Source organism: Actinomycetota bacterium (genome assembly GCA_014360645.1).
Classification (GTDB): Bacteria; Actinomycetota; Geothermincolia; order Geothermincolales; family RBG-13-55-18; genus Solincola_B.
This window is the reverse complement of record JACIXD010000004.1, coordinates 104,683-128,902: the sequence shown is the minus strand read 5'-3', so window position 1 is coordinate 128,902 and position 24,220 is coordinate 104,683. Positions and strand designations below refer to the sequence as shown.

The window sequence follows — 24,220 nt, the reverse complement described above, 5'->3', positions numbered from 1 at the left end:
TTCTTCGTTGCGCGAACTGGAGGAGTACGTAAATGCAGAAAGAGATGCTGGTGATGATGGTGGAGCAGGCCTGCCCCTTCGCGCGGGAGGCGCGCATGCGCCTGCGGGAGATAGACGAAGGGGACGGACGGGTCACCCTGGTCATGGAGGACAACCCCTCCAACCTCAACGCCTTCGGGCTGGTGCACGCCGGCGCCATCTGCGGCCTGGCGGAGACGGCGGGGGGTATGGCCATCATGCGCTATCTGGATCCCCGCGAGGTCATGGTCCTGAACACCGTCTTCAACATCCGTTACCTGCACCCCCCGCGCGGCGAGTTGAGGTGCACGGCGCGGGTGGTGGAGGAAGAGGCCTCCGCCCTGCTGGAGGAGTTCAGGCGGGAGGGAAGGGCGGACAAGGCGCTGGACCTCAAGGTCCTGGACTCCTCGGGCACGCTGGTGGCCCAGGCCCAGGCCACCTTCCGCCTCATCCGTACCCCGGAGGAGTACCTGAAATATTTCGGAGGGTGAGCGCGGATCTCTTCTCGGCGCGCCCGGCGAGGGTTTTCGCCCGATCGGAGAATGAACTCCTGCGGGCCCGTTTTCCGACGCCTGGATCGGGCTGCGCCGCGGCTTTACGCCTTTCCGCCGTTGTCTTCACCTGTGGTCGAAAGGGCGGTCGCGATAATGCCGTGACTGGTTCACGCTACTGACGCGGACGGGCTCATCTCCTGGTGCGCGGGCCGGTCTCCTTCACCCGCCAGATGACCACCAGCATGCCCAGCACCGCCAGCACGAACAGCAGCACCAGGGAGAGGCGGTAGTCCGGTGTCTCCCCGGCGCTCCTCTTCAGCGCCTCCATCCCCAGGGGTATGACTAGGGAACCTATGTTGCCCAGGGCCATGAGCGTGCCCACCGCCGACCCCGCGAAGAGGGGTCCGATCTCCTCCATCTCCCCCACGATGGTGAAGGTAACCGGCAGGGCGGAGAGGAGGAAGAAACCGAGGAAGAAGGCGCCCGTCAGATTAAGCGCCTTCACGCCCACGAAACCGATGAGGAAGCCCATGGGCACCGTCACCGCCGCGGCGAGGATGAGAAAGGGCTTGCGGAGCCCAATCCTCTCGGAGAGTCCCGGCAGTATCCCGGCACCGATGATGCCGCCGATGATGAGGGCGCTGGCGACGAAGGAGGCGAAGCTGGACGAGAAGCCGTGGTACCCGATGATCTTCTCCATGGTCACGGTGAGGCCCACGAAGGCCCCGTAGCCGATCAGCGAGACCAGGGCCAAGGCCTGGAAGGTGGGGGCGCCGAGGAAACGCCCGAGGGCGGCGAAGACCCCCAGCTTCTGCTCCTCCGGCACCGGCCCGGAGGGGGTGGGGGGCTCCTCGCGTGCGAGGATGATGAACAGGACCGTGCTCGCCGCCATGACGGCGGCGAAGACGGTGAGCACGCGGTTGACGCCTGCGCTCATCACGGAGAGGTCCGTGGCGCCCTCCGGGATGCCGGCAATGGCCGTCACCAGGGGGATGCCCACGGCGGACCCCAGGTAGAAGAAGACGGTGACTATGCCTATGGCCGCGGCCCGCGCCTCCTCCAGGAACCACTTGATGGGCATCTTGGACATGTTCACCAGGATGAACACCGCCCCTCCCCCGATCGCCGCCTGGCATACCAGTATTATCCAGTACTGCCCTTTCCCCGAGATGCCCAGGTGCGGCACCACCGCCCTGAAGATCCCGGCCAGGCTGATCGCCACTGCCCCCAGGGACACCGTGAACTTGAAGCCGCGCCGGTCGGCCAAGTCTCCCGCCAGGGAGCCTAAAAACACGAACATCAACGGCCCCACCAAGGCCAGGAGCCGGACCAGCCCCGAGCCCACCCCGAAGACCTTCTCCACGCTGCTCTCTATGGGCGCGAAGCTGATCCACAGGAAGGCCTGTACGCAGAGCACCAGCCCGAAGGCCAGCAGCACCACCCAGCGGTAGCCGTAGGTCCTGTATCCCCCGACCCCGGAGTTCTCCTCCATGTTCATTCCCCCCTCGATACGGCCTCGCGGCCCTTGCCCGATCGCCTACGCCGCACGGGACTCCGCGCCTCGGCCCACCTGGACCCGTCTAGTTATTATTTGAACACCGCCCGCCTTCTTCCTCCCCGCTAGAGTGCCACCGCCATGTAGGCCCCGCCGACCATCACCGCCACCCCCACCAGCTTGAGGACGCTGATGGAAGCCTCCGGGGAACTCCACAGGGCGAAATGGCTGATGAGGACCCCGGCGATAACCTGCCCCGCCAGCTGCATGACGTTGGTAGGCCCCGCCCCGATCCTGGGGATGATGACCGCGATGGCCAGCACCAGGGCCGCCCCCATGGCCCCCGCCAGCAGGAGGAGGGGGTTGACGTCCCTGAGCCTGGTGATGGCGGAACGCCCGGGGCTGGCCAGCCAGATGATGATGGCCACCACCGACCCGATGGTCCAGAAGGCGGCGTTGGCGGCGCGGGCGTTCTCGATCTTCTGGCCCACGTCGGCGTTCATGGCCAGGTGGGCGGCGATGACCAGCCCCATCCCGAAGGCCAGCAGGTAATAGAGTGTCTTGCTCAAGGCCCTCCCTCCTCTCGTGTCCCGCCGCCGCGAAGGCGCTCGCGCGCGGCGCGCGTCAGCCTATCTCGTCCGGACGCACCTCGCGCCCTCTCGCGCCGAGGCGATGGCCGCCAGGGCGAACTGCAGCACCCGGCGCCCCTCCCACGGCGTGAGGTGGGCCTCGCTCCCCTCGCGCAGTGCGTCCAGGAGGTGGCGGGTGGCGTCGCGGAAGCTCGCCCCCCAGTCCGCCTCCAGGTCGGTGAAGGCGGTGAGCCTCCCCTCGCGGTAGAGGAGGAGGGGTGGGACGTCCAGCATGTTGCCGTGGCCCCGCGTCACCCACAGGACGCCCTCGGTGCCGGTGACCTCGACGCGGTCGTCGGCGGAGTAGTAATCGGATCTGATGAAAAGGTCGTAGGCCCAGGTGAAGTCGATGCTGCCGAAACGGGCGCCGTCCTTGTGCTTCCAGATGCAGATGCTCGGCGCGTCCATGCACAACCCGTCTCCCAGGGGCAGGGCCTCCATCCAGGCGAAGACCTTTTCCGCCTCGCCCAGCAGGTAGAGGGCGATGGAGAACTTGTGGTAGCCGTCGTCGAAGACGAAGGGGCCGCCCCCGCAGGTGCGCTCGTCGAGCCGCCAGGCCCAGGCGTCCAGGGGGACCTCCCAGCCGCCCGCCGCCGATCCCGCCAGCGAGCGCATGCGAATGTTCAGCGGTTGGCCGATGGCTCCCTCCTCGCCGGCCACCTCCAGTATATCGAGCTCGCCGCGGTTAAAGGAAGCAGGCGTCGGAGACCATGGGGTTCCGCGCCGCCGAGCACCTTGCGCGCACTGGACCGAGCCGATCACAGGCACTCGGCCGGCCCCTTGCGAAGGCCGCCGTTCTTAGGAAGCCTCCGTACCTCCCGCGGTTCCACGGCAGGGAGCACCACAGGGGCGGGCGGGTAACACACGGGCACACGCCCTCCCCGCAGCGCCTTCCACGCCTTTATTGCGAGCGGAGTCTTACGGGCGGCCTGTCTGCCGTGCCGCCGGCGGAGGTGGAGGGAAGGAGCGGAGCAAGGCGAGCTCGCGCCGTCCGGGTTCCCGGACCGCGCTTGCGTTCTCCCTCCCGGATGTTCTGCGGAGGCGCTGTCCCGCCTGTCGCTGCTGAGCTCTCGGGGCACGTCCACATCCCCTCTCTCAGCCCAGGGCCTCGCGCAGGGAGGCGGCCAGGCGGCCCGCGGCGGCGGCAGGGTCGGCTCCGCTGTCCAGGGCGTCCAGGCAGGCCTTCACCAGTGCGCTTCCCACCACCACCGCGTCCGCCAGCTCGCCCGCCTCTCGGCACTGCCCCGGGCTGGAGATGCCCAGTCCCAGCGCGATGGGGATATCGCAGAGGGAGCGCACCCTGGCCGTGAAGGGAGCGAGCCCGGCGGACAGACTTTCCCGCAGGCCCGTGGTCCCCTTCACCGCGAAGCAGTAGAGGAAGCCGCGCGTCGCCCCGGCGATGTCGCGCAGGCGGTCGTCGGGAGTGCTCATGGAGGCGAAGAGCACGGCCGCGAGGTCGCGGGAATCGGCCGCCGCCCGCAGGCCCCCCGCCTCCTCCAGGGGAAGGTCCGGGACCAGCAGGCCGTCGAACCCGGCCCGCGCGGCCCGTTCCGCGAACGCCTCGTGTCCCATGCGGTGCACGGGGTTGTAATAGGTCATGGCCAGCAGGGGTTTTTCCGTCCTTTCACGCAGTTCCCTCGCCAGGTCGAAGGCGTCGCTTACCCGGAATCCCGCTTCCAGGGCACGGCTCGAGGATTCCTGGATCACCGGGCCGTCGAGCACGGGGTCGGAGAAGGGTATGCCCAACTCCAGGAGGTCGCAGTGTTCGAGGAGGGACGAGCAGATGCGGCGCGAGGTCTCGAGGTCCGGAAAACCCGCCGTGGCATACCCGATGAGCAGGGCTCTCTTTCCTCGCGCGGCGCGAAAGGCCGCCTCCACGCGCTTCATCCCGCGCACCCCTTCGTCCGACATGCGGTCCGGACGGTCGCCGTAACCGCGAGCCGCCTCCACGCGCTTCATCCCGCGTACCCCCTTGCTCCCTGAACGGCATTGACGATCGATGCCACTGCGGCCATCGTCTCCACGCGCTTCATCCCGCACACCCCCTCGCCGTAATGAGCGTGCCAACGTCTTTATCGCCGCGCCCTGAGAGGCAGACCACCAACGAGGAGTCCTTGGGCATGGCGGCGGCCAGCGCCGCCGCGTAGGCCACGGCATGGGCGCTCTCCAGGGCGGGCAGGATGCCCTCGCAGCGGCAGAGGAGCTCCACGGCACGCAGGGCTTCGCGGTCGTCCACGCTCACGTATTCCGCCAGCCCCCTCTCTTTGAGAAAGGAGTGCTCCGGGCCCACGCCGGGGTAATCCAGCCCCGCGGAGATGGAATGTGTTTCCAGCACCTGGCCGTCCTCGTCCTGCAGCAGGTAGGAACGGGCGCCGTGGAGCACCCCGGGCGAGCCGAGACAGAGGGTGCTGCCGTGCCTCCCCGGCCCCGACCCGGTGCCTCCCGCCTCCACCCCCACCATGCGCACGCCGTCGGGGAGGAAGGGATGGAAAAGGCCCAGGGAGTTGCTCCCGCCGCCCACGCACGCCACCAGGCAGTCGGGCAGGCGGCCGCAGCGCTGCAGGTGCTGCTCCCGCGCTTCCTGCCCGATCACGCACTGGAAGTCGCGCACCATGGAGGGGAAGGGATGAGGTCCCACCACCGATCCCATGCAGTAGTGAGTATGGTCGGAGGTGGACACCCAGTCCCGCAGGGCCTCGTTGACCGCGTCCTTGAGGGTGCGCGAGCCGGCGCGCACCGGTCTCACCCGGGCGCCCAGGAGTTCCATGCGGAAGACGTTGAGCTCCTGGCGCGCCATGTCCTTCTCTCCCATGAAAACCTCGCACTCCAGGCCGAGGAGGGCGGCGGCGGTGGCGGTGGCCACCCCGTGCTGGCCGGCCCCCGTCTCTGCTATCACCCGTCGTTTCCCCATGCGCCGGGCGAGCAGGCACTGCCCGAGGGTGTTGTTGATCTTATGGGATCCGGTATGGCACAGGTCCTCGCGTTTGAGGAAGATGGTAGCTCCTCCCAGCTCTCGCGAGAGGCGCCGTGCCTCGTAGAGAGGGGTGGGACGGCCGGCGTAATCCCGTAGGTAGAGGTGGAGCTCGCGCTGGAACGCGGCATCTTCCCGGGCTCGCAGGTACGCTTCTTCCAGCTCCACCAGGGGGGCGATCAGCGTCTCGGGCACGAACCTCCCCCCGAACTCCCCGAAGCACCCCCGCGAATCAAGGCCTTCATGCCTCTCTTTCTCTCCCGTCTGCATCGTCCTTCCACGACCTTTCATATCCTCTTCACGCTGTCCTTCCGTTCCGCCCCACCCCGCCGCCCCGAGGGTTCTATGCCCCAGGGCCGCGAACCCCTCCTCCTCTTCGCCATGTCCTTCCGTTCCGCCCGACCCCGCCGCCCTCAGGCCTGAGAGTTCACCCCCACTTCGCCGCTCTTTCCGTTCCTCTACGGCCTCATCTCGCGGGCGCGAGCCCCTCGCCCCTCGCGTCCGGCGCGGTGCCGCGCCTTCCTTCACCACCACCTTCACGTCCCTTCGGTTCCCTCTCCCGTTGGTCTTCCTCCTGCAGGGTCGCGAACGCCTCCCCGGCGGCGCGTGCGAAGCGACGGAGGCGGAGGGGGTCCTTTACGCCCGGCGACGATTCCACTCCGCTGGAGACGTCCACCCCGAAAGGGCGCACGCGGGCAATGGCCTCGGCCACGTTGTCCGGACTCAGCCCGCCGGCCAGGATGACCCGCGCCTCGCGTGCGGCCCGGGCCGCGAGTTCCCAGTCGCAGGGTATGCCGGTGCCTCCCGCTAGCTCGGGGTGCCAGGCGTCGATGAGCACCGCGTACGAACCGCGGTACCTCTCCAGGTCCTCCAGCTCTTCCGGGCGGCGTGGGCGCAGCGCAACCACCGCCCGTTCCCCCAGGAGCTCGGGCAGGGCGGTGTCTTCCGCCCGGTGGATCTGCGCCAGGTCGAGTCCGCAGTATTCCATCAATCCCCTTACCTCGGCGTGCGTCTGTCCCAGAAATACCCCCACCCTGTACACGGAGGGAGGGAGGAGGGAGGAGATCTTCCTCGCGATGCGCGGGTCCACGCGACGCGGGCTCTCCGCGAAGACCATACCCACGGCGTGGAAGCCCGCCTCGGCAGCCGCCAGCGCGTCCTCGGGGCGGGTGATGCCGCACACCTTTATCAGGTCTCCCCTCATCTCGCTTCACCTCCATGGTCCCGCCGCGCCGGAGCGCGGATCTCGCGGATTGGCGCGCCCGCCTCTCCCGGGCGCTCTCCGCCTCTTCCGGAGAAGGGGTCGGACGGGGACGGGGGCGCGGGACGCACCAGCTCCCGCAGCGCGGCCTCGGGGTCGTCGCTGCCCGCCAGGTGTCCCCCCACCAGCACCGCGTCCACACCCAGCTCTGCGAGGCCCGCGAACTCCTCCGCGCGCGAATAGCCGCTCTCGCTGACCAGCACTGCCTCCGCGGGTATCAGAGAGGCCAGCCTGCGGGTGGTATCCAGGTCGACGCGCAGGGTACGAAGGTCGCGGTTGTTTATCCCCAGCATGCTCGCGCCGGCCCGCAGGGCGCGTTCGGCCTCGCGCTCGTCGTGCACCTCCACCAGCGCCTCGAGCCCGAGGAGCCGGGTCTCGTCCAGCATGCGCGCCAGCCCTTTCTCGTCCAGCAGAGCGGCGATGAGGAGCACCGCGCTCGCCCCCGCGGCGCGGGCTTCCAGGAGCTGGTATGGATGTACGATGAAATCCTTGCGCATCACCGGAAGTCTCGATGCGCGCACCGCTTCATGCAGATCGCGCATGCTGCCCGCGAAGAAAACGGGCTCGGTGAGGACGGAGAGGGCGCGCGCCCCGCCCCGTTCGTATGCCCTCACCAGCTCCTCCACCATCAGCCCCGGCCTGATGGAGCCCCTGGAGGGGGAGGAGCGCTTGACCTCCGCGATGACCCCTACCCCCTCGCCGCCGCTCCTTCTCACCGCCGCGGCGAGCGAGGGAGGACTTTCCAGCTCCTCGCAGGCTTCCCGCAGGAGGCGAGGAGGGGATCGGCGCATGGCCGCCTCCACGCGCTCCCTCGCGAGGGCGGCCGCTCTATCCAGGAACATCCCGGCCCCCTTCCCCGCCCGCTGCGCCGGCATGTTCTGCCCGAGAGGCGCGGGATTCCCCGAACTCTATCCATTTTTCCAGCACCTGCAGGGCCGCGCCGGAATCGATGGACCTTCGCGCCAGCTCAACGCCCTCCTCCAGGTCCCCGGCTCTCCCTGCCACCACCAGGGCGGCCGCCGCGTTGAGCACCGCGGCGTCGCGCCGCGGCCCCTTCACGCCTGCCAGGACCTCGTCCCTGATGATGCGGGCGTTCTCCAGAGCGCTTCCTCCCGCCAAGTCAGCGAGGGTGCAGGGCTCCATCCCCAGCTCGCGCGGATCACATGCATAGTCATGCACCTCCCCGTTCCTCACCTCCCATATCCTGCTCGGGGAGGTCATCGAGAGCTCGTCCATACCGTCCTCGCCCCGCACCACCATGGCTCTTCGCGCCCCCATCTCCGCCAGGGCCTCCGCGACCAGGGGAGCCCTGCCCTCCATCCCCACTCCCAGGACCTGCGAGCGCACGCCCGCGGGATTGGCCAGCGGACCCAGGAGGTTGAAGGCGGTGGGTATGCCCATCTCGCGGCGGGCGCGCATGACGTGGCGCATGGCGGGGTGGAAACGGGGCGCGAAGAGGAAGCCTATCCCCACCGTCTCGATGCATTCCTGCACCTCCCCGGGCTCCATCTCTATGTTCACGCCCAGGGCTTCCAGCACGTCCGCGCTCCCGCAGGCCGAGGAGACGCCGCGGTTCCCGTGCTTGGCCACGAACACCCCCGCTCCGGCGGCGACCAGAGCGGCGGCGGTGGATATGTTGAAGGTACAGAGCCTATCCCCACCGGTGCCGCAGGTATCCACCAGCGGCGCCGCGGAGGGGCTTATGGCGGTGGCGGAATCGCGCATGGCGCGGGCGAAGCCCGCGAGCTCCTGCGCCGACTCTCCGCGCATGCGCAGGGCGGTCAGGAGAGCTGCGATCTGTGCGTCGGTGGCCTCTCCCCGCATGAGATGGAGCATGGCGGCATAGGCCTCTTCTCGGCTGAGGCGCTCCCCCGCCACCACTCTGGCGATGGTCTCGGCGATCATCTTCCGTTCACCTCCATGGCGATGAAGTTGGCCAGGAGCTTTCCGCCCTCCGGCGTGAGGATGGATTCGGGATGGAACTGCACTCCCTCGATGCCGAGGTCGCGATGCCTCACCGCCATGACCAAGCCGTCTTCCGAACGCGCGCTGACCGTAAGGGGAGGCCGTACCTCCGTCAGCATCAGGGAGTGGTAACGCGTGGCCTGGAAGGGATTTGCCAGCCCCTGGAAGATGGTCTCCCCGTCGTGGGCGATGAGGGAGACCTTGCCGTGGACCGGCCGGGGAGCCCGAACCAGGCGCGCCCCGAAGCACTGGCCGATGGCCTGGTGCCCTAGGCAGACCCCCAGCACCGGGATGTGTCCCGCGAAGAGCCGCACCGCATCCAGGGTGACGCCCGATCCCGCGGGTATCCCCGGTCCGGGAGAGATGACGAGATGGGTGGGGGAGAAGGAGGGGAGCTCCCCGGCGGGAACGGCATCGTTGCGCACCGTCACCACCTCGGCTCCCAGAACCTCCAGCGCTTGGGCGAGGTTGTAGGTGAAGGAGTCGTAGTTGTCCACCAGCAGCACCCTGCTCATACCAGCACCCCCTCCCTCGCTTCCGCGAGGCGTATGGCACGGAGGAGCGCCCGGGCCTTGTTGCGGCTCTCCTCGTATTCCCGGGCGGGAACGGAGTCCGCCACCACCCCGCCTCCCGCCTGCACGTGGGCGAGGCCGCCCCTGGCCACGATGGTGCGTATGGCTATGCAGGTGTCCAAGTCTCCGCCGTAGGATATGTACCCCACCGCTCCCGCGTAGGGGCCGCGCCGGTCCTTTTCCAGCTCGTCGATGATCTGGCAGGCGCGGACCTTGGGCGCTCCCGAGACGGTGCCGGCCGGGAAGGTGGCGCGCAGGAGCTCGAAGTTGCCGCAGCCGGGACGGAGCCGGCCGCTGACCTCGCTCACCAGGTGCATGACGTGGGAGAACCTCTCCACCTCCATCATGCGCTCCACGCGCACCGATCCCGGGGCGCACACTCTACCCAGGTCGTTGCGGGCGAGATCCACGAGCATGACGTGTTCTGCCTGCTCCTTCTCGTCGCGCAGCAGCTCCTCCTCGAGCCTCCGGTCCTCGTCGGGCGTCGCTCCCCTGGGCCTGGTCCCGGCGATGGGGCGGATCACCACCCGGTCTCCGCGGCGGCGGACCATGGGCTCGGGCGAGGAGCCGATGAGGTACAGGTCTCCGAAGCGGAGGAAGAACATGTAAGGGGAGGGGTTCTCCGACCTCAGGCTGCGGTAGACGGAAAAGGGGGAGCAGCGCAGGGGCACGGTGAAACGCTGCGAGGGCACCACCTGGAAGGCCTCGCCGGCGTGGATGTATTCACGCGCCCGCTCCACCGCGGCCTCGTACTCGGCGCGGGAGAAGTTGCAGCTCGCGTCATTAAAATCCGCTTCCTCGGAGAGGAAGTAGACCTCCGCGGCGCCGCGGTGCGGCGGGCCGGCGCCCAGGTCCCGTGCCATGGATTCCAGGTCCGATATAGCCCGGCGGTATTCCTCCCGCAGCACGTCGTCGCGGCCTCCTTCCTCCACATGCACGTTGCACAGGAGGATCAGGCGCCCCGTGAGATGGTCGAAGGCGGCGCAGCAACGCGTGAGCATGAACATCATCTCCGGCACGTCCAGGCCGCCTCGCGCGTGCAGCTCTATGTTTTCCAGGTAGGGGAGGAGGTCATAGGCGAGATATCCCACCGCGCCTCCCGCGAAGGGAAGTTCCTCCCCGCACCACGCGGAGCCGAAGCCGGCCATGAGCTCACAGAGATAGGAGACGGGGTTGACGCCCTCAAGCGGAGACCCCTTTCCCCGGGGCAGCTCGAGGGCGCCCTCCCGGAAGCTCATCACCATCTGGGGTTCGCGGCCGATGAAGGAATACCGTCCCCAGCGCTCTCCCCCCTCCGCGCTCTCCAGGAGGAAGGCGTGCTCTCCGCGGGCCAGCTTGAGAAACGCCGTCACCGGCGTCTCGGTGTCGGCGCTCACCGTCCGGGATACCGTCACCACGCGGTGGCTCCGCGCCAGGGACACGAATTCCTCCTCGCTCGGGCGGTAGATCCCCCTGCCGCCCACTCTGCCGTTTCGAGCGATGCTTTTGTCCGCCATCTTTACCTCCTTGACCTCCCGATAAAATTTCAGGCCGTGCACCCCGGGTACACGGCCTGGTGAGGGTGGGAAAGACCGAGGCCGTGACCCCTAGAGAGGGTTCACGGCCTGCTTGACGTGTGAGTGATGGTACGCGACGACCGGAGCCCTCTCTACGAGGGGCTCCACCACCATCGGAGGTCGCGCATAGATCCGTTCATAGTGATGGGGATTTTAAGGCAAGCCCCGCCCCCTGTCAACCTCAATGGGGTCAGCCCCGGACATGGGACATTCTTTTTACGGGTTCTTCAGGAAAACGGCGGCTCCGATCAACGGACATATCATATCACCTTTGTCTCCGTTTAACCCGGGTGGGGAGGACGCCACCGCCTCTCAAATGCCGAAGGGAGAGCGGTACGCCGCCCTCGCTCCGCTCTTACATGGCTTTTCCGTGATGGTCAAAGGGACCCGGGCGCATCCCGACGGCATTCGGCAGGGGATCTTGCGGGGAGTTTATACAGGTCGACAGGGATGGTCTTTATTTGCATGCCGCGGCTGCCGATACATGCAATAACTCGATGGAGGAGCTTCCTGCTACCGGCATGGGCAGATGAACAGAGAGGGCGCTTTTTCGCTCGTAGAGCTGATGATCGTCATCCTGATCGTCGGCATCCTGGTGGGCATCGCCGTGCCCGTGTTCTTGAGCGCGCGCGATTCGAGCGAGAGCAAGGTCTGTCAGGCCAATCTCAGGACCATGAAGTCGGCGGCCGCCGCCTATGGCGCCTCATGCGGATCCTATCCCGCCTCGGTCTCGGACCTTTACCCCGATTACGTACAGGAAATACCCGTATGCCCCGCCGACCGCGCGGGATCCTATGTCGTGGCCTCGGGGGGAGGGGACACCATACCCGTCTTTTCCTGCACCTTCCACCATTTCGCGCTCTGAACCGGGAGGTCCCCACGCCTTGCCCGCGATAGCGGACCGTGCGGTGGTTGCTGTATCTCCCCGGCATGGGCGACCCATGCATGGAGTCCATGCAAAAACGACGGTAGAGAATATGCCTTACGAGGCGGTTCCGCCCCGGTTTTTGGGCCCTGGTCGCCTTACTGAAGGCCGTCTATGTGGAGAATCGTTCTTATGCGACCGTTGCACCGCCTTTCACGGCCTCTCCACCACCGTGGCGATGCCCACCCCGCCGCCTCCGCAGAGGGTCTGGAGGCCGTATCTCGCCCCATGCCGGCGCATGTAGTGTACCATCTCCGTGAAGTAGAGCACCCCCGTGCACCCGATGGGGTGCCCGATGGCGCAGGCCCCTCCGGTGGGGTTGATGCGCGGGTCGTCGAACTCCAGTCCGAACTCTATGCAGAAGGCCAGCACGGGGGAGACGAAGGCCTCGTTGGGCTCGAAGACGCCCACGTCCTCCATGGTGATGCCCGCCCTCTCCAGGGCTTTGCGCATGGCGGGGACCGGGCCGAGAAGCATGATCAGGGGCTCCGACCCGGCCACGGCGGTGGAGACGATGCGGGCCATGGGCTCGAGCCCCAACTCCTCGGCCTTCTCGGCGGTCATGAGCATGGTGGCCGCCGCCCCGTCCACGATGGCCGACGATGTCGCCGCGGTGACCGTGCCGTCGTCGCGGAAGCGCGGCGGCAGGGAGCGTATCTTCTCCAGCGCCGCCTCTGGGTCGTCCACCGCCTGGGCGCGAGGAGGCTCGTCGAACTCCACCAGCCTCTTCTCGCCATCCTCGCCCTCCACCTCCACCGGCACCACGCGCTTGCGGTATTCCTCCACGTCGCGCATGGCCAGCACCGCCTTCTGGTGGCTCCAGAGGGCGAAGCGGTCCATATCCTCGCGTTTCAGGTCGTAGCGGTCGGCGAGCATCTGGGCGCTTACGCCCATGGGAGCGAGGGCGGCCCTTTCCATTGCCCGGGGGTGGATGGAAACCGGGAGGCCTGCCTGCAGCGCCACCTGGAAGTCCGAGCCCATGCCGTAATGGCTCATGCTCTCCACGCCGGCGGCGATGGCGATGTCCCCCGCGCCGCACATGAGGGCGTGGGCCTGGGAGTTGATGGCCTGCAGTCCCGCGTTGCAGTAGCGGTTGCAGGTCCATCCCGCCACCTCCTCCGGGAGGTCGGCGGCGAGTACCCCGATACGGCCCACGTTGAGGCCCTGCTCGCCGATCTGGCTCAGGCAGCCCACCGCCACGTCCTCGATGGACGCCTCCTCGAAGCCCGGGGCCCTTTCCTTCACGCGGTCCACCAGCCCGCGCAGGGCGGTCGCCAGCAGGTGTTGGGCCGAAACGTTGGAGAACGCCCCGCCCTTCGCCGCCCCCGCCCAGCCGGATCTGCCGGTGGGCGTGCGCACCGCCTCAACCACCACCACTTCCCTGAGCTCCATGTAACCTCCCCCTTTTCTCTCAGCCCTTTCTTTCCACGTCCTTCCAGTAGCGTTTTTCCAGCTCCCGCTTGATGATCTTGCCGTCGATGTGTCGCGGGAGCTCCTCCAGTATCTCCACCTTGGCCGGGAGCAGGTAGCCGTGCAGGCCATACTCGCGGCAGAAAGCCAGGATCTCCTCCTCACTCGCCTCCGCCCCCTCGTGCAGCTGCACACAGGCTACCGCTACCTCGCCCAGGTCGGGGTGTGGCATACTCACCACCGCGGCGTCGAAGACGGCGGGGTAACGCAGGATCACCCCCTCTATCTCCAGGGGATAGATGTTCACCCCGCCGGTGATGATCATCTCCTTGAGCCTGCCCGTGAGGTAGAGAAAACCGTCCTTGTCCAGGTACCCGAGCAGCCCGTCGTCGTACCATTCCTTTCCATCGATGATGCGTAAGGATTCGTGCAGCTTCTCCTCGGAGCCTGGATAGCGCAGGGTGAGGGTGGATGCGGTGCGCCCCATCACCTTGCCCACCTCCTGGGGCTTCGCCCACCTGCCTTCCTCCTCGATATAGATGCCCAGGTCACCACAGCGCGCCTTGCCCACGCTGTTGATGCGCTGCGGCTTCTCCTCGTAGTCCTGGGGTAACAGGATGGTGATGATGGCCGTCTCCGAGCTCCCGTAGTACTCGCTGAACACGGGCCCCGGCGCTCCCTGTTGCATGAACAGGGCGTTTATGTCCCGTTTTACCTGCGGGGGGCAGGGGGCGGCGGCGCAGATGAGGGAGCGCATGTGCGAGAGGTCGTATTTCCTCCTCACCTCGTCCGGCAGGGCGAGGACCCTCTGGAGGATGGTGGGGGCGACGAAGGCCCAGTTGATGCGCTCCGTGTCGATGAGGCGCAGCCACTCCTCGGCGTCGAACCTGCGCATGAAGACCCCGGTGGCTCCCAGCAGGAAGCAGGGAGCCCATCCTGCGGCGGTGCCGGCGTGGTAGACGGGGGTGGCGATGAGGGTGCGGATGTTCCTGGAGACGGGGTCGCATATACGGTCTCCACCGAACCAATAGAAATAGCTTAAGGCGCGCGAGGTATAGGGGAGGAAGTTCTCGAAGGTCTCGCGCGGCGCCTCCGCCAGGTCGGAGAGGGCGAAGCTCAGGCTGTCGTAGAGGTTGGAGCTCTTGGGGATGCCGGTAGTGCCCCCGGTGTAGGGGTTGAGGGAGGCAAGGAAGTTCATCTCCGGACGCGTGGCGGGATAGCCGGCGATGAGCGTGTCGTAGGAGCGCGTATCCGGCAGCGCCTCGCCCCCGATGACCACCAGGTGCTCTACCCCCTCCAGGCCCTCGCGGATGCCCATGACCTCGGGCAGGAAATCGGCGTCGAAGATGAACGCCCGGGGTTTCCTGAGGTTGATGGTCTTGAGCAGCTCCTCGCCCTTGAGGTGCCAGTTCACGAAGGGCATGGGGGCGCCGATGAGGCTGGTGGCGTTGAGGATCTCCAGGAAGGGGGCGCCGTTATGGATCATCACCGCCACGCGGTCTCTGGGCTTGACCCCCAGCGCCTGCAGGGCGTTGGCGAGCCTGAGCACGCGGTCCTTGAGCTCGCGGTAGGTATACCGTTGCTCGCCGTCCACCACGGCTTCGCGGTCGCCGAACACCTCCCACATGCCCAGGGACCAGTTGGGGACGACCTTGCCCACCTTCACCTTACCCAGGTCTCGCAGGTTCTTCAGGAGCCCCTGGCCGCCTGAGAGGATCTTCCATACGATGAGCCAGGTGTTGCGCCCTCCTCCCCACTGCTGCTTGAAGGTGCGCCCCAGGCCCCTGGTCTCCTCCATGCGCAGCAGCGGCGGCAGCGCCCTCAAGAGGCCGGAGAGGCTCTTTTCGGCCGTGACGCTCATGCTCACCCTCCCTTCCTAACGTCCCGCCCCGGGGCGGGTGGATATGTCTCCGGCGTCGGTGCTGCGGCGTTGCGGTAGTGTATCGAGGTTATGAGCGGAGCTGTCACTATGCTACGGTATCACCAGGATAATACAGACAGAGATTCATATCCACCGAAAGCGGGACAATGGGGTCAGCCCCGGACATGGGACATATCTGCATCGTGTCCGCTGCTTGGCGCTGTATGAAGACCGGCATCGTGCCGCGCTTCTTCTGCCGTATTCGAACGATGCCTTGACAGACGCACGATGCCGCAGAAGACCCGATGCCATGCCAGGCGTCTTCCGAAAGGTTCGTATCGATATCTTGTCCGCCATGAGGCGGCAAGCGGCGCCCCACTTATCCGTCCGGTAGTCGGACCACCCCTCGAACCTCTCCGCCCTGACCCCCCGTCCAATGCCGCGTGCCGCCGCTAGCCCTCCTCCAAGGCCTGCATCAGTTCCATGGCCTCCCGGAAGGAGCCGCCACAGAACAGGGGGTCCGGCCGGTAAACGGCACAAACCTCGGGCCGCTCCTTTCGGTCCCCATGACGCCGCGTGCCGCCGCTAGCCCTCCTCCAAGGCCTGCATCAGTTCCATGGCCTCCCGGAAGGAGCCGCCACAGAACAGGGGGTCCGGCCGGTAAACGGCACAAACCTCGGGCCGCTCCGGCTTTCCCCATAGCCCACATAGGTTTTGCGTCGTCAGGTGCTCGCACCTTACGCCCGCGGGCTTGTCGAGGGAGGATATGGAGAGGGCGATGCAGCACGCCCCGCACTTGCGGCACTCCAAGCCCTGACCTCCCGCACCTGCCGTGCCAGAATCACGATGGAAGCAAAACCAGGCCGGGTCACCTGTGCCACGACCTGGTCTTTTACTGGTGAGCCGTCTGGGAATCGAACCCAGGACACCCGGATTAAAAGTCCGGTGCTCTACCGACTGAGCTAACGGCCCACATACATTATATAGCCGGGAGCGGCGGCGAAAAAGCGGTATGGCCGGACAGGAGACGTCAGGGGCCCCCGTGCAACCCGGCGCCGGATACACCCCGCGGCCTGAGGGGTGGTGGTCGTGGCCGGAACGGGAAAAGGCATTCGCTGCCCCCGGGCGACGGTTACGAAGCGGATCTTCGCGATCTGGGAAGAAAACTCTCAGGAGGCCGGGAGGCAGGACTCCGATGGAATGGGTCTTGCGGCCGGGTGCAGGGTGGGTGCTTCCTCACGGATGCCTGCCGTCACGCATGATCCGCCCTCCCGCGCGGTGGAGGTCCCCCGCGATGCTATAATTTATGCGCCATGGAAAGGATATTCGAGGCGCAGAGCGTAGCCGTAGTCGGAGTCTCCGAACGTCCCGGCAACCTCGGCGGTTACATCCTCCAGAACCTCATGGCCTGGGAATACGGAGGGCGCATCTACTGCGTCAACCCCAAAGGAGGGGAGGCCTACGGCCACCGTCTCTATACCTCCGTCTCGGACCTCCCGGAGCCGGTGGACCTGGGGGTGGTCATCGTGCCCGCCCCGGCGGTCCCGGGCATCGTGGAGGAGTGCGGCCGCAGGGGCATCACCCGACTCGCCATCCCCTCGGGGGGCTTCGAGGAGTTCGCGGAGGGAGGGAGCGAACTGCGCGATGCCCTGGTGGCAGCGGCGCGCAGGCACGGCATCCGTTTCGTCGGTCCCAACTGCCTCACGGTGATCAACGCCCACACCGGGCTATGCCTGCCCTTCGTGCCCATCCCCCCCGACCTCCCGCGCGGAAGCGTGAGCATAATAGCCCAGAGTGGGGGCATAGGGCTCGATCTCCTCGCCCGCCTCAAGGACGAGAACACCGGCTTCGCAAAGTTCGTGAGCATAGGGAACAAGACGGACCTGGACGAGGTGGATTACCTCCAGTACCTGGGGCGCGATCCCGCCACCCGGGTCATCTGCATGTACCTCGAGGACGTGGAGCGGGGGAGGGAGCTGCTGGAGACGGCGCGCGGTATCGACAAGCCGGTCCTCCTCTACAAGGCGAACGTGGAGCCCCTGACGCGGGAGAGCGCCCGCTCCCACACCGCAGCCCTCGCCAACGACGACGCGGTGCTCGACGGAGCCCTGCGCCAGGCGGGCATCAGGCGCGTGGGGCGTCTGGCGGAGCTGGCAGGATATGCCAAGGTCTTCTCTCTTCCTCCTTTGCGCGGCAACCGCGTCGCCCTGGTCTCGCCCACCGGGGGAATACTGGTGCTGGCCTCGGACCAGTGCGCGCGCCGAGGCTTCGTCTTCCCGCCCCTGCCCTCTTCACTGGTCGCAGATATCAAGGAGCACCTACGGGCGGGGGTCATAGACATCACCAACCCCGTGGACCTCGGCGACGTGCATGACGCGGAGGCCAGGGTGTATATCGTGGACCGGCTCATGGAGCAAGATTTCATCGACGGCGTGATCATGCTCCTCATCTCACGCATGGCTTCCGGCGAGGTAAGCACGGGGGGCATCCACGGGCTGCGCAAGAACATCCTCCCCGACCTCGAGGCACTGGTCCGCAAGCACGACAAGCCCCTGGTCTTCAGCCTCCTGGCCACGGGGGACGTGCGTTACAACGCCCGGCGCACCGTGAGCCTCCCCATCTTCGACGACGCCGAGGAAGCGGTGGACGCCGCCGCGGTGCTGCGCGACTTCAGCCTGCGCCGGGCGAGATGAGAGGGGAGAGGGTGGAAAGAGCCCGCAGAGGCCTCTATTACGGCTGGGTGGTGGTAGGCGTCGCCTTCATGGTGATGTTCGTCAACTACGGCGTGCGCGGCACCCAGACGATCTTCGTGAAGGAGGTCGCCGATGACCTCGGCATCGGGCGCGGGGCCGTCTCCCTCCCCTTCCTGGTGTGCATCATGATCTACGCCTTCCTGGCCCCCGTGACGGGGAGACTGGTGGACCGCTACGGGCCGCGCTGGGTGATGGCCGGAGGCGCCCTGGTCTCCGGCGCTGGCCTGTGGATGTGCTCCCGCGCCGGGAGCCTCGCCGCCCTTATCTTCTGGTTCGGGGTGGTGTTCGGCGTGGGCGGGAACGGCATCGGCCTGGTGCCTTCCAACACCTCGGTGGCCATGTGGTTCCGGCGCCGCCTGGGCACGGCGCTGGGGGTGGCGACGGTGGGGATCGGCGTGGGCACCATGGTGCTGCCCCGCCTCACGGGTCTCGTGCAGGCGCACTGGGGATGGCGGGGCGCTTTCCAGTTCCTGGGATATATCGCAGCCGCCCTCGCGGTGCCGGCGGCGCTGCTCCTGCGCGGAGGGATACCGGGAGAATGCGGGGGAGAGGAGCCCGGCGCAGGGGACGGTGTGCCCGCGCCGCCATGGGAGGAGGGAATGTCCGCGGGAGGCGGGCAACCCGCCGAGGAGCGGGAACGGACGCCATCGGGCGTGGGGGAGGGAGCAGGCCCGGGACACGGACTCCCGGCGCTCGGGGAATGGGAAGTGCCCGGACTCGCTCCACCGTCGCCCGGGGAAATAGAGGCGCAGGGCGGCGACAGAACGGAGCACGGGGACGGGCTGGGGACGGGCGTAGGTCTCCCGGCCCCGGTGTCGGCGGAGGGAGAAGGCTGTGCCCCAGGGACGGCGCCGGGTGGCCTCACCCTGCGGGAAGCCGTCACCACCCCCTCCTTCTGGCTGCTCTTCGCGGGGTTCGTGCTCATCGTCATCGCCCTCTACGGCGTGCAGTTCCACATGGTGCCCTACGCCACCGACCGCGGCATAGACAAGGGATGGGCGCTTTGGTCGGTGACGGTGTTCGGCGCCACATCCATCCTGGGAAGGTTCTTCTTCGGGTGGCTATCGGACCGCACGCGGGAGAAAAAGGCGGCGCTCTATCCCTCCGTGGCCTTCCTCTTCCTCGGCCTGGTGACGTTGATGCTGGTACGCAATATCTGGTCGCTGATGCTCTTCTCCGCCGTCTTCGGCTTCGGGTTCGCCGCCTACGGCCCGGTGATCCCCGCCGTCTGCGCCGAGGTGTTCGGGAAGGCCAATATGGGGGCCATCTTCGGGGCGGTGACCACCGGCGGGGCGCTGGGAGGAGCCGCGGGCCCTTACCTCACGGGCTTCATCTTCGACCACGCGGGAAGTTATAACGGCGCCTGGATACTGGCCATGGTCTGCGTGGCGTTGTCCGCGGTACTATTCGCCCGCGTGCGCATCCTCTGGCGCGGACCCTGATAAGCGTGACCGAAGAATGAAGATCTGACCCCGCTGATCAAAGATAGTCCTGGGGGTTGATGCCGGCGTCCTCGGGGTGCAGGGATTCCAGGATGGCGCGCCCGCCCTCGCCGACCTTCTCCGCTAGGCGGGCCAGGTCCATGATGCGGGGCTCGATCTCTCCCCCCTCCGCGTCCCTTATCACCTTCACCCTCGGCCAGGCGGCGTCGTCTCCCACCGCCTCGTAGACCACCGCCGTCTCGCCGGTGACCAGGCGCACCAGGGTGCCAACGGGATATACCCCCATCATGTCGATGAACACCTTCACCAGGAGGGGGTCGAAGGTCGCCCCCATCTCCTTGACCAGCACGCGCATGGCCTGGTCGGGTGTGCGCGCCCTCTGGTATGGCCTGGTGGTGGTCATGGCGTCATAGACGTCGCATACCTGCACGATGCGCGAGAAAAGCCCCGGGAGCTCCTTGCCGCCGATCCTGGGGTACCCCGTAAGGTCGTAGCGAGCATGGTGCTCGTAGGCCACCATCACCGAGAGGGGATGCACGCCCGGCTGGGCCAGCAGGATGTCCGCTCCGCGGGCGGGGTGGTCGCGCATCATCTCCCATTCCTGCGCGGTGAGGGGACCGGTCTTGGTGAGCACCCCCTGTGGGATGGTAATCTTTCCCAGATCATGCAGCAGGGCTCCCGTGCCCAGGATCATCAGCGCGCTGCGGTCGAGGGGGAGCATGGAGCCCAGCGCCAGGGAGAGGATGAGCACGTTCACGGAGTGGAAGGAGGTGTATTCGTCGTAGCTCTTGATGGTGGCGAGACCCAGGACGGCGGACCGGTTCTCGCCCACGCGGTTCAGCATCACCCCCACCATGCGGTTGGCCTTGCCGGTGGAGAGGCGCCGGTTGCTCACCACCTGGTCGGCCAGCTCACGGATGACGTTCACGGCCTCGTAGTATTCCTCCCGCGCCGTGGCGCGCTCCACGCTCTCGGGCGGTTTCTCCTTCCAGGTCCCCGGATCGTCGATGGTTATGCTGGCGATGCCCGCGGCTTCCATGAGGCGCTTGAGGCCGCCCCTGGCGCGCAGCTCCTCGGCGCTGCGGTTGAGTAGGTAGAGGAAGTCTGTGAACTCCTGCACCTCCAGGCCCCCGGAGATGTAAAGGCCTCCGACTCCCTTTTCCTGGAACTCCCTGATCAGGGGATAGTAGAGGACGCTCTCCCGCGCCATGAGCCGCCCCTCGAAGAAGAACTCCTCTCCCACCACTTGCAGGGAGAAGCTCTCGCGCCGTGCCAGGAAATCGCGGAATCCCTGCATGAACTCGCCGAAGGCATGCAGGCACATCTCGTGATGGGGCGGATAGATGGAAGCGGCCTTCTTCGCGGCCTGGAAGAGCCTCAATACCTCCCGCGCCCTCTCCAGGCTCCCGCGGTAATGGAAGTATTCCAGTACCCCTTCCTTGCGGGCCGCTTCCTCCTGTTTCGTCTCCTCGTTCACGCCATCCTCCTCAGGTGCGGGAACTTCGCTGTCAGGCGTTCCATGGCCTCCGCCGCCGCCAGGTTGACCTCCAGCCATTCGGCACGGTTGAGCAGCTTCTGCCGGGTGCGGTATTTCTTCAGGACCTCGAAGGTCTCCGGCGCCTCCATCTCTCCCAGGCTGACGACGATCTCCTTCTTGATGGCGGGGCTCTCCGCGCCCGGCTCGCGGTCCTCGAGCATGCTCACCAGTTCCCCCACCGCCCGGGTCTCCCGCAGCCGCCCCAGCCAGCGGATGCACAGGACGCGGGCTTTCTCGTCCGGATCGCGCAGCCCCCGCACCAGCAGGTCGGAGGCCTCCCTGCCCCCGGTCAGGCCCAGGGCGCGGATGGTCTCGTATTTCACCTTGGGATTGGGGTGCTCGAGGGTGACGCGCAGGAAAGGCAGGGTCTCTTGGCTGTGGAGGCGGGCCATGACGGTGACTAGGTTGCGCACCAGGAACCAGCGTGGGTCCCTGATATGGGCTCCCAGGAGGGATACGCGGTCACGGCACAGCGCGGTGAGGGTGTCGATGATGAACTTGCGCACCGACATGTCCTCCTCCGCTCCCAGAGCCTCCACCATGGCCGAGATCCCTTTTTCTCCCAGCACCGCCATGTAGTCCTTGAGGCCCTCGAGGGAGCGGGGGTCGCCGCGGTTCTCGCAGGCGAGCTGGATCACGCGCTGCATCACCTTCTCGGCGGCCGCTTCCTCGATCATGCGCCGCAGGTCTGAGCGGTAGGGGTCCAGCGCCGGGTCGCCGTGACTCAGGACCTCGCTGGTGCCCTGGAGCGCCATGGCCGCGAGGTCCAGCCTGCCCGACATGGCCAGGGACCAGAAGTTCTGCTGCAGCAGCTCCACCGCCTTGCCCGGGTTAAGGAGGCTGCCCCCTCGGCGCAGGAGGTCGATGAGCATGGGGGTGGTCTCCTGCGCCATCTCCGCCGTGGGATCGAAGCGCGAGATGGCTTGTATCTGTTCCAGCTCTTCCTCTCTGTATTCGCCGAGGATGGATTGCATCTCGTCGAGCTGGGGGAGCCGTAGGCGCGTCTCCTCCCCTTCCTCGCCTTTTTCTCCCGGGAGGGATGGCAATAGCTCAGCCGGCACTTGTCCGAGGTCCACCAGCCGTTCGTGCAGCAGGCGCAGCGCCTTCCGTACCTCGCTTTCGCGGAATCCCGCCGCCCTGAGGATGGCGCCGGCCCGGGGGGTAAGCTCCGGGACGGAGGGGAAGAAGTGGCTGAGGAGATCGGCTATCTCCTGGGGACTGAACTGCAACAGCACCGCCGAGCTGGTGCTTTTCGCGCTCAGCCGGGGCAACATGTTTCTCACCAGGAGGAGGTTGCGCACCTCGGCGCGCAGGAAGAGGATGGATTCCGCCACGCTGCGCAGGCATGTCGCTTCCAGCTGGGGGAAGTCCCTGCTCACCATGGCCAGTGCGCCCTCCAGGAAGTTGAAGATGGCATCGGCAAGCTCGGCGCCGGAGAGCGGTGAGCCGTCCTCGTCGCCCAGGCCCATGAGTTTGCGCGCCAGTTCCTCGGGGTAGAGGAGCAGTTCCAGCAGGTCCTCGACCTCCTCCGGGATGGTTTCGCGGGCCTTGGTGTCCTCCTCTGCTTCCACGGCGGGAAGGAGGCCTGCCGAGTCCGGGGCCTCCTCTTCCGCACGTGCGGAGGCGCTCTCCACCACCGCGACGTTCGCCGCTCCCCTGGTCATGAGGAAAGCCTCCGGCCCACCCGCCGCGTCCACCTCCTCGGGGTCGGTGACCAGGAGTTCCACCAAGGCCTCCGCTTCCTCGAGGGAGGCGCCCGCCGCCAGGGAGATCTCCTGGATGTTGAGGAAGCGGATGCGGGAGGCGAGGCGGCGCAGGCTCTCCGACCCGCTCCCCACCACCTGCCCCTCGAAGACCAGGTTGTCCTTGACCACCTGCACGCTGACGCGGGGGAGGTGCACCAGGGAGTCCTCCATCACCGCGTGCAAGAGGGCCACGGCGTCCCTGGCCGCGGGGTGGTCGGCTGAATACAGGGAACGCGACTTGCATGCCACCGAGAGGCGCGAGAAGATGTCCACCACCGGCTTGAGTTTCTCGGCGTCTGCGCCCCCGGCCGCCTGTTCCTCGTCTTTACGCTCCTCGGCCTGCTCCATGGCTCCGCATTTCTGCTCGACCGGCGGTACTCCCTTCCAGGGGAAATCCTTTTCAGGGGCTCATCCAGGCGGATGGTTCCGGCACCATACCGACTCACCGCCGACACTATCTTTGAGGAAGTCCCGCTGCTTCCATGCTTGCCCGGCGTCGCTCCCTTGCAGGGGTTCCCCCATAGCTTTATCGGCGTGCCGTGCATCTCCATTGAACGCGCTCATGCCCACCCGGATGCGTCCGATCCTCGAATCTGCACAGGCGTGCCGAGCACCGCCGTTGAACGCACGGGGGTGGCGGTGCAGGGATCGGCGTTCGAGGCGGATATCGGCCGGACGCCGGGGGGCAAGGATGAAGTGAGCGCTCGCAGGGGATTGATATGGGGCGGGAGAGATGCTTAAATCTTTATGGCCCGGATCAGGGCCGCGCGGCGCATCAATGGTATTATTAACACAGGCGCCGCACCCGGGAGGGCAAGGCGACGTGAGGACGTGCCCCCATCGTCTAGAGGCCTAGGATATCGCCCTTTCAAGGCGGTGACGCGGATTCGAATTCCGCTGGGGGCACCAGGAAGAATGCGTGATTGTTCACGCTTGAAAGTTACTATAATATATTTCGCAGGGGCTGATGCGCCCCCGCGGGATCTACGCGGAGCCGTGGTGTAGCCAGGTTAACACGCCGGCCTGTCAAGCCGGAGATCGCGGGTTCAAATCCCGTCGGTTCCGCCAGGGATGACTCCCCCCGGGGAGTTGAGATATACGGCGAGATAGCTCAGTTGGTAGAGCGCAGGACTGAAAATCCTGGCGTCGGGGGTTCAAATCCCTCTCTCGCCACCAGCAAAAGACCAGGTCAAGGGACATGTTTCCCGGCTTGGTCTTTCGTTTAGGATGCCAAAAAGTCACCCCGCAAAAAATACGCACAAAACTCTGTTTACCATAATGAGTTTCCACAGAGCTCGGATTCTCTTTTTCCTCACCACGGTTTCCGGCGATCACTCTTCGAGCGTTCTCCGTTTAGCATCTCGGCATCCATGCGTCTCTTTCCGGCAACCTTTTCCCTCCGCTTGCCGTGTTGATCTTTGAAGGAAAGCACATATCACTTTGCCGGACTGACAGGTTCGTTTCTGGATTCGGGCCACATACGCCACGCTCCCTCTCTATTTCCGTGGTTTGGCCGACTGTCGTCTCGCGGCAAAAAGGCATCCTATTTCAAAAGGTCAAATGCGTCTACGAATTTTTAAGTTTTC

The 24,220-nt window shown here is 66.7% G+C and carries 19 protein-coding genes and 4 tRNA genes; 7 read left to right on the top strand and 16 right to left on the bottom strand.

Annotated features, from left to right (window positions below):
- The first annotated feature begins 32 nt into the window (after nucleotides 1-32).
- On the top strand, nucleotides 33-509 hold the full coding sequence (locus H5T74_04730; protein MBC7229681.1) for a PaaI family thioesterase: 477 nt from the start codon (nucleotides 33-35) through the stop codon (nucleotides 507-509).
- Between the two features lie 193 nt (nucleotides 510-702).
- Here H5T74_04730 and H5T74_04725 read toward each other — a convergent pair whose 3' ends face one another.
- The 10 genes from H5T74_04725 to trpE form a co-directional block, all read right to left on the bottom strand.
- On the bottom strand, nucleotides 703-2,010 hold the full coding sequence (locus H5T74_04725) for an MFS transporter (GenBank protein MBC7229680.1): 1,308 nt from the start codon (nucleotides 2,008-2,010) through the stop codon (nucleotides 703-705).
- A gap of 122 nt (nucleotides 2,011-2,132) precedes the next feature.
- Entirely contained in the window at nucleotides 2,133-2,576 is a 444-nt protein-coding gene (locus H5T74_04720; protein ID MBC7229679.1) for a DMT family transporter, read from the bottom strand.
- 60 nt (nucleotides 2,577-2,636) lie between these two features.
- The gene (locus H5T74_04715) at nucleotides 2,637-3,296 is read right to left on the bottom strand and encodes a hypothetical protein (GenBank protein ID MBC7229678.1); all 660 of its coding nucleotides are present in this window, start codon (nucleotides 3,294-3,296) and stop codon (nucleotides 2,637-2,639) included.
- A 435-nt stretch (nucleotides 3,297-3,731) separates the two neighbouring features.
- Nucleotides 3,732-4,595 (bottom strand): tryptophan synthase subunit alpha, encoded by an 864-nt coding sequence (locus tag H5T74_04710; GenBank protein MBC7229677.1) that lies wholly within the window; start codon nucleotides 4,593-4,595, stop codon nucleotides 3,732-3,734.
- Nucleotides 4,596-4,665: 70 nt separating this feature from the next.
- Nucleotides 4,666-5,877 carry a tryptophan synthase subunit beta gene (trpB, locus tag H5T74_04705; GenBank protein MBC7229676.1) on the bottom strand — a complete coding sequence of 404 codons (1,212 nt, stop codon included), beginning with the start codon at nucleotides 5,875-5,877 and terminating at the stop codon, nucleotides 4,666-4,668.
- Between the two features lie 196 nt (nucleotides 5,878-6,073).
- Complete coding sequence (locus H5T74_04700) at nucleotides 6,074-6,811, bottom strand: phosphoribosylanthranilate isomerase (protein ID MBC7229675.1); 738 nt, start codon at nucleotides 6,809-6,811, stop codon at nucleotides 6,074-6,076.
- A complete protein-coding gene (gene trpC / locus H5T74_04695) occupies nucleotides 6,808-7,710 on the bottom strand; it encodes an indole-3-glycerol phosphate synthase TrpC (GenBank protein MBC7229674.1) in 903 nt (300 codons plus the stop codon). The genes H5T74_04700 and trpC overlap by 4 nt, the downstream gene beginning before the upstream one ends.
- A complete protein-coding gene (trpD, locus tag H5T74_04690) occupies nucleotides 7,697-8,773 on the bottom strand; it encodes an anthranilate phosphoribosyltransferase (GenBank protein ID MBC7229673.1) in 1,077 nt (358 codons plus the stop codon). Before trpD ends, trpC begins: the two co-directional genes overlap by 14 nt.
- Nucleotides 8,770-9,348, bottom strand: a complete 579-nt coding sequence (locus H5T74_04685) for an aminodeoxychorismate/anthranilate synthase component II (GenBank protein ID MBC7229672.1) — start codon at nucleotides 9,346-9,348, stop codon at nucleotides 8,770-8,772. The genes trpD and H5T74_04685 overlap by 4 nt, the downstream gene beginning before the upstream one ends.
- Entirely contained in the window at nucleotides 9,345-10,901 is a 1,557-nt protein-coding gene (gene trpE, locus H5T74_04680; GenBank protein MBC7229671.1) for an anthranilate synthase component I, read from the bottom strand. The genes H5T74_04685 and trpE overlap by 4 nt, the downstream gene beginning before the upstream one ends.
- Nucleotides 10,902-11,490: 589 nt before the next feature.
- Between trpE and H5T74_04675 the strand changes: the two genes are divergently transcribed.
- The gene (locus tag H5T74_04675) at nucleotides 11,491-11,826 is read left to right on the top strand and encodes a prepilin-type N-terminal cleavage/methylation domain-containing protein (protein ID MBC7229670.1); all 336 of its coding nucleotides are present in this window, start codon (nucleotides 11,491-11,493) and stop codon (nucleotides 11,824-11,826) included.
- Between the two features lie 213 nt (nucleotides 11,827-12,039).
- On the opposite strand, the gene H5T74_04670 is transcribed toward H5T74_04675, so the two are convergent.
- The 4 genes from H5T74_04670 to H5T74_04655 all read right to left on the bottom strand — a co-directional run bounded on the left by H5T74_04670 (nucleotide 12,040) and on the right by H5T74_04655 (nucleotide 16,129).
- The gene (locus H5T74_04670; GenBank protein MBC7229669.1) at nucleotides 12,040-13,278 is read right to left on the bottom strand and encodes a thiolase family protein; all 1,239 of its coding nucleotides are present in this window, start codon (nucleotides 13,276-13,278) and stop codon (nucleotides 12,040-12,042) included.
- Nucleotides 13,279-13,297: 19 nt separating this feature from the next.
- Complete coding sequence (locus H5T74_04665; GenBank protein MBC7229668.1) at nucleotides 13,298-15,157, bottom strand: AMP-binding protein; 1,860 nt, start codon at nucleotides 15,155-15,157, stop codon at nucleotides 13,298-13,300.
- 585 nt (nucleotides 15,158-15,742) lie between these two features.
- The gene (locus tag H5T74_04660; GenBank protein MBC7229667.1) at nucleotides 15,743-15,967 is read right to left on the bottom strand and encodes a YkgJ family cysteine cluster protein; all 225 of its coding nucleotides are present in this window, start codon (nucleotides 15,965-15,967) and stop codon (nucleotides 15,743-15,745) included.
- Between the two features lie 86 nt (nucleotides 15,968-16,053).
- A tRNA-Lys gene (locus tag H5T74_04655) sits at nucleotides 16,054-16,129 on the bottom strand.
- Nucleotides 16,130-16,470: 341 nt separating this feature from the next.
- Between H5T74_04655 and H5T74_04650 the strand changes: the two genes are divergently transcribed.
- Both H5T74_04650 and H5T74_04645 read left to right on the top strand, forming a co-directional pair.
- Complete coding sequence (locus H5T74_04650) at nucleotides 16,471-17,850, top strand: CoA-binding protein (GenBank protein MBC7229666.1); 1,380 nt, start codon at nucleotides 16,471-16,473, stop codon at nucleotides 17,848-17,850.
- Entirely contained in the window at nucleotides 17,847-19,352 is a 1,506-nt protein-coding gene (locus tag H5T74_04645; GenBank protein ID MBC7229665.1) for an MFS transporter, read from the top strand. Before H5T74_04650 ends, H5T74_04645 begins: the two co-directional genes overlap by 4 nt.
- A gap of 37 nt (nucleotides 19,353-19,389) precedes the next feature.
- On the opposite strand, the gene H5T74_04640 is transcribed toward H5T74_04645, so the two are convergent.
- Together H5T74_04640 and H5T74_04635 are read right to left on the bottom strand one after the other, a co-directional pair.
- Entirely contained in the window at nucleotides 19,390-20,829 is a 1,440-nt protein-coding gene (locus tag H5T74_04640; GenBank protein MBC7229664.1) for an HD-GYP domain-containing protein, read from the bottom strand.
- Complete coding sequence (locus tag H5T74_04635) at nucleotides 20,826-22,982, bottom strand: HEAT repeat domain-containing protein (protein MBC7229663.1); 2,157 nt, start codon at nucleotides 22,980-22,982, stop codon at nucleotides 20,826-20,828. The genes H5T74_04640 and H5T74_04635 overlap by 4 nt, the downstream gene beginning before the upstream one ends.
- A 485-nt stretch (nucleotides 22,983-23,467) precedes the next feature.
- On the opposite strand from H5T74_04635, the gene H5T74_04630 reads away from it, so the two are divergent.
- The 3 genes from H5T74_04630 to H5T74_04620 all read left to right on the top strand — a co-directional run bounded on the left by H5T74_04630 (nucleotide 23,468) and on the right by H5T74_04620 (nucleotide 23,810).
- Nucleotides 23,468-23,543, top strand: a tRNA-Glu gene (locus tag H5T74_04630).
- Nucleotides 23,544-23,624: 81 nt separating this feature from the next.
- Nucleotides 23,625-23,702 (top strand) — tRNA-Asp (locus H5T74_04625).
- Nucleotides 23,703-23,734: 32 nt separating this feature from the next.
- A tRNA-Phe gene (locus H5T74_04620) sits at nucleotides 23,735-23,810 on the top strand.
- Nucleotides 23,811-24,220 lie beyond the last annotated feature (410 nt).